We start from the raw sequence: 15,445 nt of genomic DNA on the forward strand, positions 1-15,445 counted from the left end.
ACAACAGTCAATAAAGGTGATCAAGTCAGCGAAGAATGGCGATATTTTATTACTTCTTTGAAGGATATAGATAAATTTGCTTATTCGGTTCGTCAGCATTGGTCGGTGGAAAATCATTTACATTGGCGATTGGACGTGATTTACGGAGAAGACCGTGCTTGCGCCCGTAAGGATAATTCTCCCATCAATATGAATATATTGAGAAAAACAGCTTTATCACTGGTGCAGAAAGCTGATTTCAAACAAAAGCGATTAAGCAGTAAAAAGAAAAGACTTAAAGCTGCGTTAAATCCGGAGGCTTTGATAACCATCTTATTGGCAGGGTGTGGGTAAAAAGTAAATGCTGTTGGTCTGATTATACTCAAAGCCGCAAGGACATTGGCATGAATTTACGGCATAATAACATGTTAATTCACTTATTTTTCAGGCTGCCTGAAACACGCCATTATGTTCAAAAAAATAGGTATTTTTTGTTTTACCGCTTTTTGCACCGCCGCTTTTGCCGCCGCTGCACCGTCTGCGCCGGAAATAACCGCTGCCGCTTATGCGGTGGAAGACGCACAAAGCGGACAAATATTCAGCAGCAAAGGTTTGCACGATGCCATTGAACCGGGTGCACTCGTTAAAATGATGACCGCGTATTTGGCGTTTCAAGCCTTGGCAAACAACGAATTGTCTGCCGACAGAATGCTTGCGGTATCCGAAGCCGGCTGGAAAACCGAAGGTTCACGTTTGTTTTTAGAGCCAAAAACGCCGATTCGCGCCGATGAATTGATTCAAGGCATGATTGTTACTTCCGGCAACGATGCCGCCGTTACGCTGGCGGAAGCCATTGCCGGCAGCGAAACAAATTTCGTCAGAAAAATGAACCAAGAAGCCAAAAAAATGGGTTTAACCGATACCCATTTTGAGAATGCCACCGGCTTATCCGCATCAGGTCAGCACAGTTCGGCGGCAGATTTATTGCGCTTGGCAAAAGCCCTTATTCAAGATTATCCGCAATATTACGCATGGTTTGCCGAACGTTCATTCAAATACCGTGATTTAACTCAGCCCAACCGCAATTTATTGCTCTATCGCGATTCATCGGTGGACGGCATTGCCGTGGGTTATACCGTAAGCAGCGGTTATCATTTGGCGGCGGCGAGTAAGCGGCAGGGGCGGCGGGTGATCAGCGTGGTTTTGGGTGCAGACAGTACCGAAGCACGCGCCACGGAAAACGGTAAACTATTGAATTGGGCATTGGATACTTATGAAACACCGCTGCTCTATCAGGCAAACGACCCTTTGTTTTCGGTGTCGGTGTATAAAGGTGTGCGCAACACCGTGAACATTGGTTTTCTTCAGGCAGCCTATGTCAGCATTCCTGCCAACAGTGCCACCGAATTAAAACCGATTTTGGAAACACACCAGCCGGTGGTAGCACCGATTCACAAAGGCGATGTTTTGGGTACGCTCAAACTCATGAACGGCGACAAATTGGTGGCACAGAAACCGGTGGTGGCATTGCATGACGTTGAAGCCAGTAACTGGTTCGGCAGAATGTGGGACGGTGTTCGGCTGTGGCTGAAATCTTTGTTTGCTTCATCAAGCTGAAATTTTAAGCATTGCTTGACGGCAAAACAGAAAAACACCCAAGCACAGATTACTTCATTCCATTAAAATTAAACCACAATAAATACCGAAATTTTTTTGAAATTTTTTCTCAGGCTGCACCTACTTATCATGCAAAGGAATCAATCATGAGTAAGAAAAATTACAGCAAACACGATGTTAAACACCATTTACACCCCTTTTCCGACAACGCAGCCCTGCAAGAAGAAGGGGTTCGCGTAATGGTAAAAGCCAAAGGTGTTTACGTGTATGACAACGACGGCAACGAAATCCTCGACGGCATGGCGGGTTTGTGGTGTGTTAATGTCGGCTACGGACGCAAAGAATTGGTTAGAGCGGCAAAAAAACAAATGGAAATTTTGCCGTTTTATAACACCTTTTTCAAAACCACTCACCCCGCAGCGGTGGAATTAACTGATAAATTGGTGGAAATCACCCCTGAGGGTTTTAATCATGTGTTTTACACCGGTTCAGGCTCGGAATCAGTAGATACCATGATGCGCATGGTGCGTCATTATTGGGCAAGCATCGGCAAGCCCGAGAAAAAAATCATTATCGGCCGCTGGAACGGCTATCACGGTTCTACCATCGGCGGTGCCAGTTTGGGCGGCATGAAAGGCATGCACGAACAAGGCGACTTGCCCATTCCAAACGTGGTGCATATCGAACAGCCGTGGTATTACGGCTTGGCAAAAGACAATGAAACAGCGGGAGAATTCGGCATTCGCGCCGCCAACTGGCTGGAAGAAAAAATTACGGAATTGGGTGCGGATAAAGTGGCTGCGTTTGTGGGTGAACCCATTCAAGGCGCGGGCGGCGTGATTGTTCCGCCTGACGGCTATTGGCAGCGCATTGAAGAAATCTGCCGCAAGCACGATATTTTATTGGTGGCAGATGAAGTCATTTGCGGCTACGGACGCACCGGCAATTGGTTTGGGCATGAAACTTTCGGTTTCAAACCGGATATTTTCACCACCGCTAAGGGCTTATCATCAGGCTATATTCCCATCGGCGCGGTGTTGGTGAACGACCGCGTGACAGAAGGTTTATTGGCAGGCGGTGAATTCAATCACGGCTTTACCTACAGCGGACACCCCGTTGCCGCCGCCGTGGCACGGGCTAATTTGGACATTTTGGACAATGAAGAAATCGTGGATCGCATTCACGATAAAATCGGTCCATACATGAAAAAACGCTGGCAGGAAACATTTGAGCCGTTTAAATATGTTGGCGACATTCGCAGTGTGGGTTTAATGTGCGGTTTCACGCTGGTCAAAAACAAGGAAACACGTGAGTTTTTCCCCAATACCGGCGAAACCGGCTTAATTTGCCGCGATATTTTCTTCAAAAACAACTTAATCATGCGTGCCTGCGGTGATCACATCGTCGCGGCTCCGCCTTTGGTTATCAGCAAAAAAGAAATTGACCACATGCTTTCAATTGCCGCCAAATGTATGCGTGAATTTGAAGTAAAAATGGATCAAATTTTGGCAAAACAAGATCAAGATTAAACCGACGCTGTCATGGCGCGGCACAAAGTAAAAAATGCAGTCTTACTTGATGCCGCGCCGCAGCCGAAACAGCAAATCGGCACACCGCCAAATAACAGCGATTTATTGTGGTATGCGCGCATCTTGCCTTTTCAGGCTGCCTGAAACCATGCCTGCAACCTGCCAATCGCTTTCTTTACAGCGGGGATAATTAATGCGATGTATTTGTATTTGATACTGCTTTGCTGTTCAAACCACATATTATTACCGACGGTTGCAGCAGCACATCGTTTTGCCGTAAACAATGATTGATGTAAACGATTTTGTTGTTTGGCTGTATGATATGCCCGCAACTGCGTCCCTTTTTCAGGCAGCCTGAACTTATCTTTGCCGGTATTTCAATTCATGAACCAAACACCTTCCCGTCTCCTGCCCTTGTTGTTGGCCATTGCTATTTTCATGCAAATGCTGGACGCCACCATTCTCAACACCGCTTTGCCGAAAATCGCCGAAGATTTGCACGAATCGCCGCTGCACATGCAATCGGCGATTATTGCTTACGCGCTCACGCTGGCGATTATGATGCCGCTGTCCGGATTTTTGTCCGACAAAATCGGTACACGCCGCTTATTTCTGAGTTCTTTGGTGCTGTTTGTTTTGGGTTCTTTATTGTGTGCGGCTTCAGGCAGCCTGAACATGCTGGTGATATCGCGGATTATTCAGGGCATGGGCGGGGCAATGCTCACACCGGTAGCGCGCTTGGTGATGATGCGTGCTTATGATAAATCACAGTTATTTAATGTGATGAATTTTGCGGTGATGCCCGCTTTAATCGGCCCCGTATTGGGGCCTGTTGTCGGCGGCTATTTGGTGGATTATGCCAGCTGGCATTGGATTTTCCTGCTGAATATTCCCATAGGATTAATTGGTGTGGCGTTTGCATGGAAAGTCATGCCGGAATTTAAAGAAACCGAAAGCCATTTCGATGGCGTGGGATTTTTCTTGTTTGCCGCCGCCGCGTTTTGCCTCAGCGCGGCGTTTGAAGTGATGTCGCACCCAAACGCACATTTATTCAGCCTGCTGATGGCATTTTCAGGCGGCTTGGCGTTAATCGCCTATTGGTATCACGCAAAAAAATACGAATCGCCGCTTTACGGCTTGGATTTGTTTTTGGTACGCACCTTTCGGCTGGGATTAATCGGCAATTTAGTCAGCCGTTTGGGCATGAGTGCCTTGCCGTTTTTGCTGCCTTTATTACTGCAAGTTGCGTTCGGTTACCAAGCCAGCACCGCCGGCTGGCTGCTTACGCCCTTGGCTTTGGCTTCGTTGGTAACCAAATCGGTGATTAAACCAATAATGAGCCGATTCGGCTACCGCAATACTTTGGTTGTGAACACCTGTCTGATCGGCTTGTTAATCATGAGCTTGGCATTAATTACTGCGCAAACGCCGCTGTGGATACTGATTATTTTGCTCTCATTGATGGGCGCGGCAAATTCCCTGCAATTCACGGCAATGAACACAATCACCATTGCCGACTTGCGCGACAACCAAGCCAGCAGTGGCAGCAGTTTAATGGGCGTGAATCAGCAGCTGTCCATCAGCTTCGGCATTGCCATCGGTGCTTTATTGCTGCAAACATTCAGCACAGCCGCCATTGCCGCCGATGATATTTCCGTTGCATTCAAAATATCCTTTATGATTATGGGATTGCTCACCATGCTTTCCGCTTGGGTATTTGCCCGTTTGCACACACACGACGGTCAAAATTTAGTACACAAAAATCAACAGAAAAACACATGAATATACTTTCCGCCGACAACCTCTGCCTCGCACTCGGCCATGTCGCCCTATTAGACCGCGCCTCTTTCCAGCTGGACGCGGGTGAAAAAGTAGGACTCATCGGGCGCAATGGTGCGGGCAAATCCTCGTTTTTAAAAGTGCTGGCAGGCGTGATTCACGTTGATGACGGCCATATCACCACACAAAACGGCTTAAAAATCGTCTATGTCCCGCAAGAATCGTTTTTTGACAACAACGCCACCGTATTTGACACCGTTGCCGAAGGCTTGGGTGAAGTGCGTGATTTACTGCGCGACTACCATCGCATCAGCCAACAACTGGCACACACCCATTCTGACGCCGATTTAAAACAACTCAACGAATTGCAAACCCAATTGGAAAATCTGGGCGGCTGGCAATTTGACGCATTAATCGGGCAAACCTTAGGGCAATTGGGGCTGCCTGAAAACGAAGTCATCGCCAATCTCAGCGGCGGACAAAAAAAGCGCGTGGCACTGGCACAGGCATGGGTGCAGAAACCCGATGTTTTATTATTGGACGAACCGACCAATCACTTGGACATTGATGCGATTATTTGGCTGGAAAACCTGTTAAAAGGCTTTTCAGGCAGCCTGATTGTCATCACCCACGACCGCCGTTTTCTCGATAATATTGCCACCCGTATTGTCGAACTTGACCGCGGCATTTTGCGTTCCTACCCGGGCAGTTTCAGCCAATACAGCGATAAAAAAGCGCAAGAATTGGCAGTGGAAGCCGAACACAACCGCTTGTTTGATAAATTTCATGCCCAAGAAGAGGCGTGGATACGCAAAGGCATCGAAGCGCGGCGCACCCGCAATCAAGGCCGCGTGAAACGCTTGGAAGCATTGCGCCAGCAACGCACAGCGCGGCGCGAAGTACAAGGACGCGTATCATTTAATTTAGCAAAAGGTGAACAAAGCGGACGCATTATCGCCGAATTGGAACACGCCGATTTTGCTTACGGCGATAAAATCATCATGAAGCATTTCAGCGGCGTAATCCAGCGCGGCGACAAAATCGGCTTAATCGGCGCAAACGGCGTTGGCAAAACCACATTTTTACGGTTAATTTTGGGTGAATTACAACCAACGGGCGGCAAAATCCGCTTGGGCAGCAAGCAAGAAGTGGCTTACTTTGATCAATTCCGCCAAGGTTTAAACGAAAACGACACCGTGTTTTATACCCTCGGACAAGGCAATGATTTTGTTGATGTCGGCGGCAAAAAGAAACACGTCATGAGTTATCTGGAAGATTTTTTATTTCACCCCGCCCGCGCCCAAAGCCCGGTCAGCTCGCTTTCAGGCGGCGAACGAAATCGCCTGTTGCTGGCAAAATTATTCACCCGCCCCGCCAATATTTTGGTGCTGGACGAACCCACCAACGATCTGGACATCGACACCCAAGAACTATTGGAAGATTTACTGCGCGATTATGCCGGCACAGTCTTTTTGGTCAGCCACGACCGCATGTTTTTGGATAACGTGGTTACCCAAAGCATCGTGTTTCAAGGCAATGGCTGCCTGAAAGAATACATCGGCGGCTATCAGGATTTTGCCGACGCCCAAGCGCGTGAACAGCTGATTGCCGCTGCCCAAACTGCGCCGAAAAACACAGCGGCGGTATCGAACGATAAGAAAACCGCCAAACCCAAACGCAGTATAAAATTGTCATACAACGAACAACGCGAATTAGACGGGCTGCCTGAAGAAATTGATGCCTTAGAACAAGAACAAGCCGAACTGATTCAACGCTTAAGCGACCCCGAAGTGTTCAAAACCGACTACCAAGCCGCCGCACAATGGCAAAACCGTAGCGCGGAAATTGAAGAATTGCTGTTGGAAAAATTAGAACGGTGGGCGATACTGGAAGCGAAACCGCAGTAAAGAATAATCCGCTGAAAAACAATTGCTTATCCATTTACCAATACAGGAAAAACCAATGAAATTTGCCACTGAAGCCATTCACACCAGCTACAACCCCGACGAACACAACCGCGCCATTATGCCGCCGATTTATCAAAACAGCATGTTTTGCATGAAAGAAATCGGCGAAGATATTCCGTTTCGTTATGCCCGCATCGCCAACCCCACCCGCACCATTCTGGAAAACACCCTCGCCTCCTTGGAACACGGCTGCGCGGGTTTTGCCTATGCCAGCGGCATGGCGGGTATTGACGCGATTTGGCGTACATTTTTGCGCCCGGGCGACACCATTGTTGCGGTAGCGGACATTTACGGCGGCGCGTATGACTTGCTCACCGGAATTTATGCCGCTTGGGGCGTGAATGTGTTGTTTGCCGATTTAAGCGATGCACACGCACTGGATAAAATACTGGCAGAAAACACCGTTAAAATGCTGTGGCTGGAAACACCAAGCAACCCTTTACTGCGCTTGGTGGACATCGAAGTTTTAGCGGCAAAAGCCAAAAAACACGGCGTGCTTGTGGGCGTGGACAATACTTTTGCCACACCGTATCTGCAAAATCCGTTGGATTTGGGTGCAGATGTGGTGTTTCACTCTGCCACCAAATATCTGGGCGGACATTCCGATGTGTTAATGGGCGCGGCAGTCGTTAAAAATCCCGAATTGGCAAATGCTTTGCGTAGCACCACAATCAACACAGGTGCAATAGCAGGACCGATGGACTGCGCATTGGTGCTGCGCGGCATCAAAACACTGGCGGTGCGCATGGACAAACACCAGCAAAACGCCGCCGAACTTGCCCGCCGTTTACAGCAGCATGAAGCTGTTGAAAAAGTGTTTTATCCCGGGCTGCCTGAACACGAGCACCACGAATTGGCAAAAAAACAAATGCGCGGCTTTGGCGGCGTGGTATCCGTTTATTTAAAAAACAACAGCAGAAAAGCCGCCAATACAGTGATTAAACACATGGAATTGGTGCAAATGGCGTCCAGCTTGGGCGGCGTGGAAAGTTTGGTGAACCACAGCGCAAGCCAATCGCACAGCGGCATGAGTGCCGAAGTAAAAACCGCCTTGGGTATCCGCGAAGGATTATTGCGTTTTTCTGTCGGTATTGAAGACATTGATGATATTTGGCACGATATTCAAACTGCCTTAAATCAGCTGAATCGGTGAATGATTTGTACACGCATTATGATACTTTGGGTGTAGCCAAAACCGCATCGGCAGAAGTGATTCGGGCGGCATACCGCGCCTTATCGCAAAAATACCACCCTGACCGCAACCCCGATAACGCATCGGCGCACGACTTAATGAGCGGCATCAACGAAGCCTATGCGGTGTTGTCTGATGAGCAAAAAAGGCGTGAATACGATGTTTGGCTGGCACGGCGGCAATTGCTAATCAGCGCAGCACCGCATCGCGTTACTTACCCGAGCTTGCGCCGAAGCCAGCCGTTTGACCGCACCGCGGTATTGCCGCTGCCCGGCGGCAGCAAAAAAAGCCATTCAGTGTGGTGGTGGATTGCCGGTGCGGCATTGTTGTCGGCAGGATTGATGTTTGGCTACTTAAATTACATACCGACAACGGCAGACACCGATGCACTTGCCGTAAAAACCGCACCAAACGGACAAGCATTTCCGCTTCAGGCAGCCTATGTTTCCGGTTATCCGATTTTGGCAGAACACGGCGATAATTTGATTCGTGTGGACAGCAGCAGCCTGAATACAGCCGTGTTTGCCCAATTATTTGAATTACGCGACGGAAAATTCAAAGCCATTCGCTCGTTCTATCTGCCCGCCGGCGGTATTTTTGACATCGGCAAAATCGGCGACGGCGATTTCAGCCTGCATTATCAGCGGCTGGACAGCGGTGAATGGCAGGTAAGCGATACAGTGGAAATACGCAACACCGAGAAAAGCCGTCAATACCGCGAAATTGAGGTACGTTTATAGAAATATTTATGATCAAATGACTTTCTTTTTTAGTATGCAGCAAGCCGAAAAAATTAGGGATATGACTCCTTTTTAGACATTTTAATGCCTTGTTTGGTTGTCATGTCCCTTATTTTTTAGAGGCTGTACTGGGTAACTATTCTTTAAGCACAGTAAATGGCAAATTATCTTTATATAATTTAATTATTTAATATGTAGTTAATATAATACTATGAGAAGATTGGAAAAATTTTATGTCATATATAATTTTTGATGTTGTTTCAGTTGTCATAAATGTTGTTTCAGTTGTCATAATAATCATACTCATACTGATGAAACTATTTAATTTAATTAAGCATTACTTGGCTTTATATTTTTCTTTACCAGAGAAAAAGAAAACTAAAGTCAAATTTTTAATAACAACGATGATTGTTATTTTGCTGGGATATTCCCTATACCGAATTTATACTGAAATCAATATAAAACCTTATCGGTATTGGTATCAGCTGGTAGATAAAAATCCAAAGCCTTGGAATGTTTCATTCGAGGAATTTTCACGTAGAAATCGTGAAGGTTATTGTTGGGCAGACAGAAAAACCTACACAAAGGAAGAATTGAACAATAAAGCGATTATCAGCTACGTAAAAATGGAATTGTTAAAAATGCAATCCCTTAAAGAGGGTTGGATAAGAGAAGCTGGTGGAGGTTATGAAGAAAGATCATATCTAGGTAGATTTTTTTCCGAATCAGGTTGTGGTAGATTTGGATGTAAAGTACTAATGATAAGTCCTCTGTTAATAAATAGATCTCCTGTGTTTGAAAAAGCACAAAAATTAATGCAAGAAAATGTACAAAAAAATATTGAGATTAACCAAGAATTCTCATTTAACTTGTATGATAAAGATAGGCTTAATCTTATAGATGAATTAAAGGAAGTAAATTCAATAGAAATAAAAGATGATCATGATTTTTTATCATATATTAAAAATCACAACGATTTTATTATTGCTGGTATGGAAAAAAGCAATATAGTATTATCTTTAATGTTTAATAAAAGTATTTTTATTGTATCAAATCAAGATAAGGATATCAACCAAGAAAAACTCCGGATTTATAATTCAGGAATAGATGAATATTTTCCTGATTCATCTATTCCAAAAAATATCGATATTCATGATTATGGTGTTGGTTTATATTATTTTTTTCCTAAAAAAATTTATTTATATGAAAAGAAATATACACAAGAAAATGGTAAGGAAATTTTATTTAAAAATTTAGATAATTTAGATAATAGTATTTACTATGCAATTAATAATTGTGGAGATTTATTGATTAAGCCGGAGTATATTCTGGAATCTAAATGGATAGATTATCTTAAAGAAATATTTGGTAATACTAAAGTTAATTGGATTGAATTAATCAATGATTAGTATAATTTTCTTAGTACCGTTATATTTTCTACTCATCTTTTCAACCTTTGGAGAACGATTATGCCCAACTATTACAATATCAATAGCGGTAAAGATTTGGCTACTGTTGATAAAATACTAATAAATAGATTTTCAATTTACTATCAGATAAATCATTATAAATTCTAGTTATTGTTATTTTTTAAATTTAGGTAAAACACCATGAGTTTTTATGATTTATTATTAGTAATACCCATAGCAATTATTGGGATTAGTGTTTTGATAACCTATTTTTTTATTCACACCCTAAATTAAGGGTGCTGGGGGTTATTATCCTTGTTAGCTATCCAACGTATTACTGGTTAAAAGAAAAATCTGATTTATTCGAGTATTTGAATCATTATACCAACTGGCAGCAATTATTGGATAAAAACCCAAAGCCAAAAAATATATCATTTGAGGAATTTAGCCGTAAAAACCGAGCAGGTTTCTGTTGGAAAGATCATAAAACCTATACTCAAGAAGAGTTAAGAAAGAAAGCTATATTGAGCTATCTAGAAAGTCAATTAAAAATGAAGCAAATGGCTGTTAAAGGCAAACGATACAGCAATAGAAAAAATTATTTTGGTTATAGTATAAAAGATTGTGATGATAAATGGGGTTGCCGTATTTTTTTAATAAACAAACAGCTTGTTGATAAACCGAATGGTATGAATACAGAAAAAAATATAACAAATAGAGATGATTTAAATAAAATAGAGATAATTAAAATATTAAATAAAAATTTAAACACAAACCAATTAAAGCCAACAGAAATAACTTTACAAAATTTACTGTACATTCAAGATGTTAGTAGCAATTCTACAAGTAATGATTATATAATAATAGATACTGATGTTGGATTTAATTACTCTGTTTATACTTTCCAAGAAGATTTTTCTGTTTTGAGTAAAGCTCAATTTGAAGTAATATCCAGAAAAAAGCCTAATAAATGGGATTTTGATGTGGGAGATGGCATTTTTTCCAGAGTAAGTTATATTCCTTCAGAAATTAATATCAATGATTACGGCGTTGGGAATTATTATTTTTATATAAAATCATTTGGTTTCGGAGAAAATAGAAATGAATCCAAAATAGAAGAATGGTTCTTTATTGATAACTGCGGTAATTTATTACACCGTCCTTATTATCGTAGTTCCTCGGTATTTTGAAAATTTTAACTTTATTTTCATTCACAACCTACTAGGAGCAGATTATGAGTAATTATTACGATAAAAATGTTGGCAGAGACTTAGTCACTGTTGATGAAATACTGTCTATGTATTTATGGGATTCTAAAACCCCGCCATCCGGAAGTGATTTAAAAGATGATAAATGGATTCGGGATTCAAATGCACTAGGAAAGCCATTGCAAATTAATGCACAAGAATATATGGATTATGGCGCCGGTAGATTTGCTTCATCGGTAAATGCCTTAATTTTAATCAATAAATAGCATGATGAAATATAATATAAAATACACGATATAGATTATTATGTATTGAAGACAATTTAACAGTAGCACAATAAGGTAAAATTTTATGTATGCTATTAGTTTATTTATTATAATGGGATTTATTTTTTTTATTCCAATTTTTTCTTGGCTATTATTTATTTTTTTAAAAGCAATAAATAATAAATTTTCATTTGCTTTTAGATTAATTTTTGGTATTGAAATTCCAAATAAATATTTAAAAATAATACCGATATCTGGATTATTTCTTATTTATTCATGCTTAATTTCAATGATGTTGTTAAGTTGCAATGGATATTGTTTTCAGCAAAATGGTTTTCAAAGGAATTTGTTTTCTGATGAATATTTAGAAAATCAAGCTATTCGTCTTGTTTTGAAAGATAATAGACGATGTAAAGGGGATAGCTGTATAGAATCTGAAATGCAGAGTAAAGACATCACTCAATTTAGATTGGAAAATCCGAATTGTTGCCGTTATGTATATATGATTGAAGAGGATTTAGAAGACAGAGATATTGAAATTATACCATCTGATATTTTTAAATTTAAGGGTAGCTTTCTTAGTAGATTGAAAGGTAATTTATATGGATTTATCAAAGTTCAATATAGTATAAAAGATAAAAATGGGAAAAAACAGCGGTTTAGGCAGTATTTTCCTGTTACCAATTGCGGTAAGGTTAGAATGTTTGAAAAAGAAGATTTGTTTTTTAGTAATTAATGGGAATTATTTTATATAATTTAATATTATGAGAAGATTGGAAAAATTTTATGTCATATATAATTTTTAATGTTGTTTCAGTTGTCATAATAATCATACTCATACTGTTGAAACTATTTAATTTAATTAAGCATTACTTGGCTTTATATTTTTCTTTACCAGAGAAAAAGAAAACTAAAGTAAAATTTTTAATAACAGCGGTGATTGTTATTTTGTTGGGATATTCTCTGTACCGAATTTATACTGAAATCAATATAAAACCTTATCGATATTGGTATCAGTTCGTGGATAAAAATCCAAAGCCTTGGAATGTTTCATTCGAGGAATTTTCACGTAGAAATCGTGAAGGCTATTGTTGGGCAGATAAAAAAACCTATACAAAGGAAGAGCTGAAAGAAAAAGCGATTGTCAGTTACATAAAAATGGAATTATTGAAAATGAAATCGCTTAGAGAAGGCTGGATAAGAGAAGCTGGCGGAGGCTATGAAGAAAGATCATATTTAAGTAGATTTTTTTTCAAATCAAATTGTGGTAAATTTCAATGTAAGGTATTGATGATAAGCCCTCTGTCAATAAATAGATCTTCTGTATTTGAAAAAGCACAAAAATTAATGCAAGAAAGTGTACAAAAAAATACTGAAATTAACCAAGAGGCTTCATTCAATTTGTATGATAAAAATAGGGATTACCTTTTAAGCGAGCTGCATAAAGTAAATTCAATAGAAATAAAAGATAATCATGATTTTTTATCACACATTAAAAATCATAACGATTTGATTGTTGCAGGTATAGAAAAAAGTAACAAAAACCTATTTTTAATGTTCAGTGCATATTCTTTGATTATATCGAGCCAAGATAAGGGTATTAACCAAGGAAAATTCAGTTCAACAATGGATGAATATTTTCCTGATTTATCTATTCCAAAGAATATCGATATTCATAATTATGGCGTTGGTTTATATTATTTTTCTCCTAAAAAAATTAATTTACATGAAAAATATGAACAAGAAGATCCACAAAAATATGGTAAGAAAATTTTATTTAGAAACTTAGATAATAATATTTATTATCCAATTAATAATTGTGGAGATTTATTGGTTAAGCCAGTATATTTTCTGGAATCAAGATAGGGCAGGTTTTTTAAAAAAATATTTTAGAATAATCTAAAATATTAAACAAATTTAGTTAAGCAATTGTTTATATCATTTACTTAGTATCATCATATTTCCACTCATTTTTACCAACCTTTTGGAGAACGATTATGCCCAACTACTACAATATCAATAGCGATAAAGATTTGGTTGCTGTATGATAAGGTAATAATAAATAGATTTTAGATTTATCATCAGGTAAATCATTATAAATTCTAGCTATTATTATTTTTAAATTTAGGTAAATACTATGGCTTCTTTTTTTTCGGTATTAGTAATCTCCATAATACCCATATCAATATACATAATAATCATTGGGATTATTGGAATTGGTGGTTGGATAATCTATTTTCTTTATTCACAACCTAAATTAAGGATATTATCTATTTTTATACTTCTCAGTTGTCTAACATATTATTGGCTGATTGAAACCAACATAAAGCCTTATCAGTATTGGTATCAGCTGATGGATAAAAATCCAAAGCCTTGGAATGTTTCATTCGAGGAATTTTCACGTAGAAATCGTGAAGGCTATTGTTGGGCAGACAAAAAAACCTATACGAAAGAAGAATTGAAAGAAAAAGCGATTATCAGTTATATAAAAATGGAATTGTTGAAAATAAAATCCCTCAGGGAAGGTTGGATAGAATCAGTCGGTGGATATTATGAAGAAAGATCGTATTTAGGTAAATTATTTTTCAGAGGAGAAGATTGTAGAAGATTTAGATGCGAAATACTGATGTTAAATTATTTATTAGTAAATAGATCTCCTGTATTTGAAAAAGCACAAAAATTAATACAAGAAAACGCACAAAAAAATACCAAAATTAATCAAGAGGTATTATTTGATTTATATGATAAAAATAGCTATTATCTTTTAACCGAGCTGGATAAAATGAATTCAATAGAAATAAAAGATGATTATGATTTTTTATCATACAATAAAAAATATAATGATTTAATTATTGTGGGTAGAGAAGGTGACAATAAAAGGCTATCTTTAATGTTTAGTACATATTCTTCAGTTATATCAAACCAAGATAAAGCTATTGATCAAAGAGAACTTAAGTCAGTAATGAATAGATATTTCCCTAGTTCATCTATTCCAAAGAACATTAATATTCATGATTATGGTGTTGGAGTATATTATTTTTTCCCTAACAAAATTTATTTAGATGAAGAAGACACACAAGAAGATTCTCAAAAATATGGTAAGAAAATTTTATTTAGAGACTTAAATAATAATATTTATTATCCAATTAGTAATTGTGGGGATTTATTGATTTATCCGGTATATTCTATGGTGAGGTAGAATAAGTTATTCTAAAGAAATATTTCTAAGAACCTATGTTAAAAAAATTCTTAATAAAATCATATGATATCAAAAAACGACTCAATCATCGCCCATTGGCTATCTGTCAAATCACTCGGGTACATAAAGGATTACCTACTATCTTGGTTTATCTGCCAATTATACACCATATGATTTTATTAAGAATTTTTTGAACATGGGTTCTAAGTAATTTAAAATATTAAGGGACAAGACAACCAAACAAGGTAAAAACAAGACAACTAAATTTTCTCGGTTCTAAACCATTTAAGCAAGATTTTATAGATATTTTGCTCTCTATGGTTAAAACGAAACTCAGTTTCTTTAAGATGAATTTCAAATAAGTGCTTATGAATACCTTTAAACTTCGCCAAGCGGTGTTTAGCGAAGCCCCAAAAGCTTTCAATACCGTTTACATGATTGCCCTTACCGTCGGAAAATTCATCATTACCATGATTGACACGAAAATGCTTTTCAAAACCCACATCAACCAAACCGTCGTAACCGCGCCAGCCATCTGTATGGAGAACGCTGTTAATATC

Annotated in this window: 15 protein-coding genes; 14 read left to right on the forward strand and 1 reads right to left on the reverse strand. The window is 39.5% G+C overall.

The window, feature by feature from the left end; translation table 11 throughout:
- The 14 genes from Q384_RS09120 to Q384_RS09185 form a co-directional block, all read left to right on the forward strand.
- The coding region (locus Q384_RS09120; protein ID WP_037587320.1) for an ISAs1 family transposase at positions 1–333 on the forward strand (333 nt) is incomplete at its 5' end.
- A 114-nt stretch (positions 334–447) separates the two neighbouring features.
- Positions 448–1,596: a D-alanyl-D-alanine carboxypeptidase family protein gene (locus Q384_RS09125; RefSeq protein WP_037587321.1), complete on the forward strand. Its 1,149-nt coding sequence runs from the start codon at positions 448–450 to the stop codon at positions 1,594–1,596.
- 146 nt (positions 1,597–1,742) lie between these two features.
- Positions 1,743–3,125 carry an aspartate aminotransferase family protein gene (locus Q384_RS09130; protein WP_037587322.1) on the forward strand — a complete coding sequence of 461 codons (1,383 nt, stop codon included), beginning with the start codon at positions 1,743–1,745 and terminating at the stop codon, positions 3,123–3,125.
- 12 nt (positions 3,126–3,137) lie between these two features.
- Positions 3,138–3,269: a hypothetical protein gene (locus Q384_RS14370; RefSeq protein WP_281174537.1), complete on the forward strand. Its 132-nt coding sequence runs from the start codon at positions 3,138–3,140 to the stop codon at positions 3,267–3,269.
- A 240-nt stretch (positions 3,270–3,509) separates the two neighbouring features.
- The gene (locus tag Q384_RS09140) at positions 3,510–4,907 is read left to right on the forward strand and encodes a DHA2 family efflux MFS transporter permease subunit (protein ID WP_037587325.1); all 1,398 of its coding nucleotides are present in this window, start codon (positions 3,510–3,512) and stop codon (positions 4,905–4,907) included.
- On the forward strand, positions 4,904–6,811 hold the full coding sequence (locus Q384_RS09145) for an ATP-binding cassette domain-containing protein (RefSeq protein WP_037587326.1): 1,908 nt from the start codon (positions 4,904–4,906) through the stop codon (positions 6,809–6,811). Before Q384_RS09140 ends, Q384_RS09145 begins: the two co-directional genes overlap by 4 nt.
- Before the next feature lie 55 nt (positions 6,812–6,866).
- Complete coding sequence (locus tag Q384_RS09150; protein ID WP_037587327.1) at positions 6,867–8,024, forward strand: trans-sulfuration enzyme family protein; 1,158 nt, start codon at positions 6,867–6,869, stop codon at positions 8,022–8,024.
- Entirely contained in the window at positions 8,021–8,803 is a 783-nt protein-coding gene (locus tag Q384_RS09155; protein WP_037587328.1) for a J domain-containing protein, read from the forward strand. Before Q384_RS09150 ends, Q384_RS09155 begins: the two co-directional genes overlap by 4 nt.
- Positions 8,804–9,114: 311 nt before the next feature.
- Positions 9,115–10,212 (forward strand): hypothetical protein, encoded by a 1,098-nt coding sequence (locus Q384_RS09160; RefSeq protein WP_156956523.1) that lies wholly within the window; start codon positions 9,115–9,117, stop codon positions 10,210–10,212.
- A 401-nt stretch (positions 10,213–10,613) separates the two neighbouring features.
- A complete protein-coding gene (locus Q384_RS09165) occupies positions 10,614–11,402 on the forward strand; it encodes a hypothetical protein (RefSeq protein ID WP_037587330.1) in 789 nt (262 codons plus the stop codon).
- 44 nt (positions 11,403–11,446) lie between these two features.
- Positions 11,447–11,686, forward strand: coding sequence for a hypothetical protein (locus Q384_RS09170; protein WP_037587331.1), 240 nt, complete (start codon positions 11,447–11,449; stop codon positions 11,684–11,686).
- Between the two features lie 85 nt (positions 11,687–11,771).
- Positions 11,772–12,422, forward strand: coding sequence for a hypothetical protein (locus Q384_RS09175; protein WP_037587332.1), 651 nt, complete (start codon positions 11,772–11,774; stop codon positions 12,420–12,422).
- Positions 12,423–12,559: 137 nt separating this feature from the next.
- The gene (locus Q384_RS09180; protein WP_156956524.1) at positions 12,560–13,552 is read left to right on the forward strand and encodes a hypothetical protein; all 993 of its coding nucleotides are present in this window, start codon (positions 12,560–12,562) and stop codon (positions 13,550–13,552) included.
- 271 nt (positions 13,553–13,823) lie between these two features.
- Positions 13,824–14,885 (forward strand): hypothetical protein, encoded by a 1,062-nt coding sequence (locus Q384_RS09185; protein ID WP_037587334.1) that lies wholly within the window; start codon positions 13,824–13,826, stop codon positions 14,883–14,885.
- Between the two features lie 260 nt (positions 14,886–15,145).
- On the opposite strand, the gene Q384_RS09190 is transcribed toward Q384_RS09185, so the two are convergent.
- Positions 15,146–15,445: IS1595 family transposase (locus Q384_RS09190; RefSeq protein ID WP_037587047.1), on the reverse strand; the 300-nt coding region annotated here is incomplete at its 5' end.

It is taken from the genome of Stenoxybacter acetivorans DSM 19021, assembly GCF_000745895.1.
Lineage (GTDB): Bacteria > Pseudomonadota > Gammaproteobacteria > Burkholderiales > Neisseriaceae > Stenoxybacter > Stenoxybacter acetivorans.

Bases quoted from the DNA above. Each gene is read 5' to 3' on its own strand.
- Q384_RS09175 (WP_037587332.1), top strand. From the start codon at position 11,772: ATGTATGCTATTAGTTTATTTATTATAATGGGATTTATTTTTTTTATT.
- Q384_RS09145 (WP_037587326.1), top strand. From the start codon at position 4,904: ATGAATATACTTTCCGCCGACAACCTCTGCCTCGCACTCGGCCATGTC.
- Q384_RS09130 (WP_037587322.1), top strand. From the start codon at position 1,743: ATGAGTAAGAAAAATTACAGCAAACACGATGTTAAACACCATTTACAC.
- Q384_RS09150 (WP_037587327.1), top strand. From the start codon at position 6,867: ATGAAATTTGCCACTGAAGCCATTCACACCAGCTACAACCCCGACGAA.
- Q384_RS09125 (WP_037587321.1), top strand. From the start codon at position 448: ATGTTCAAAAAAATAGGTATTTTTTGTTTTACCGCTTTTTGCACCGCC.
- Q384_RS14370 (WP_281174537.1), top strand. From the start codon at position 3,138: ATGGCGCGGCACAAAGTAAAAAATGCAGTCTTACTTGATGCCGCGCCG.
- Q384_RS09185 (WP_037587334.1), top strand. From the start codon at position 13,824: ATGGCTTCTTTTTTTTCGGTATTAGTAATCTCCATAATACCCATATCA.
- Q384_RS09160 (WP_156956523.1), top strand. From the start codon at position 9,115: ATGAAACTATTTAATTTAATTAAGCATTACTTGGCTTTATATTTTTCT.
- Q384_RS09170 (WP_037587331.1), top strand. From the start codon at position 11,447: ATGAGTAATTATTACGATAAAAATGTTGGCAGAGACTTAGTCACTGTT.
- Q384_RS09140 (WP_037587325.1), top strand. From the start codon at position 3,510: ATGAACCAAACACCTTCCCGTCTCCTGCCCTTGTTGTTGGCCATTGCT.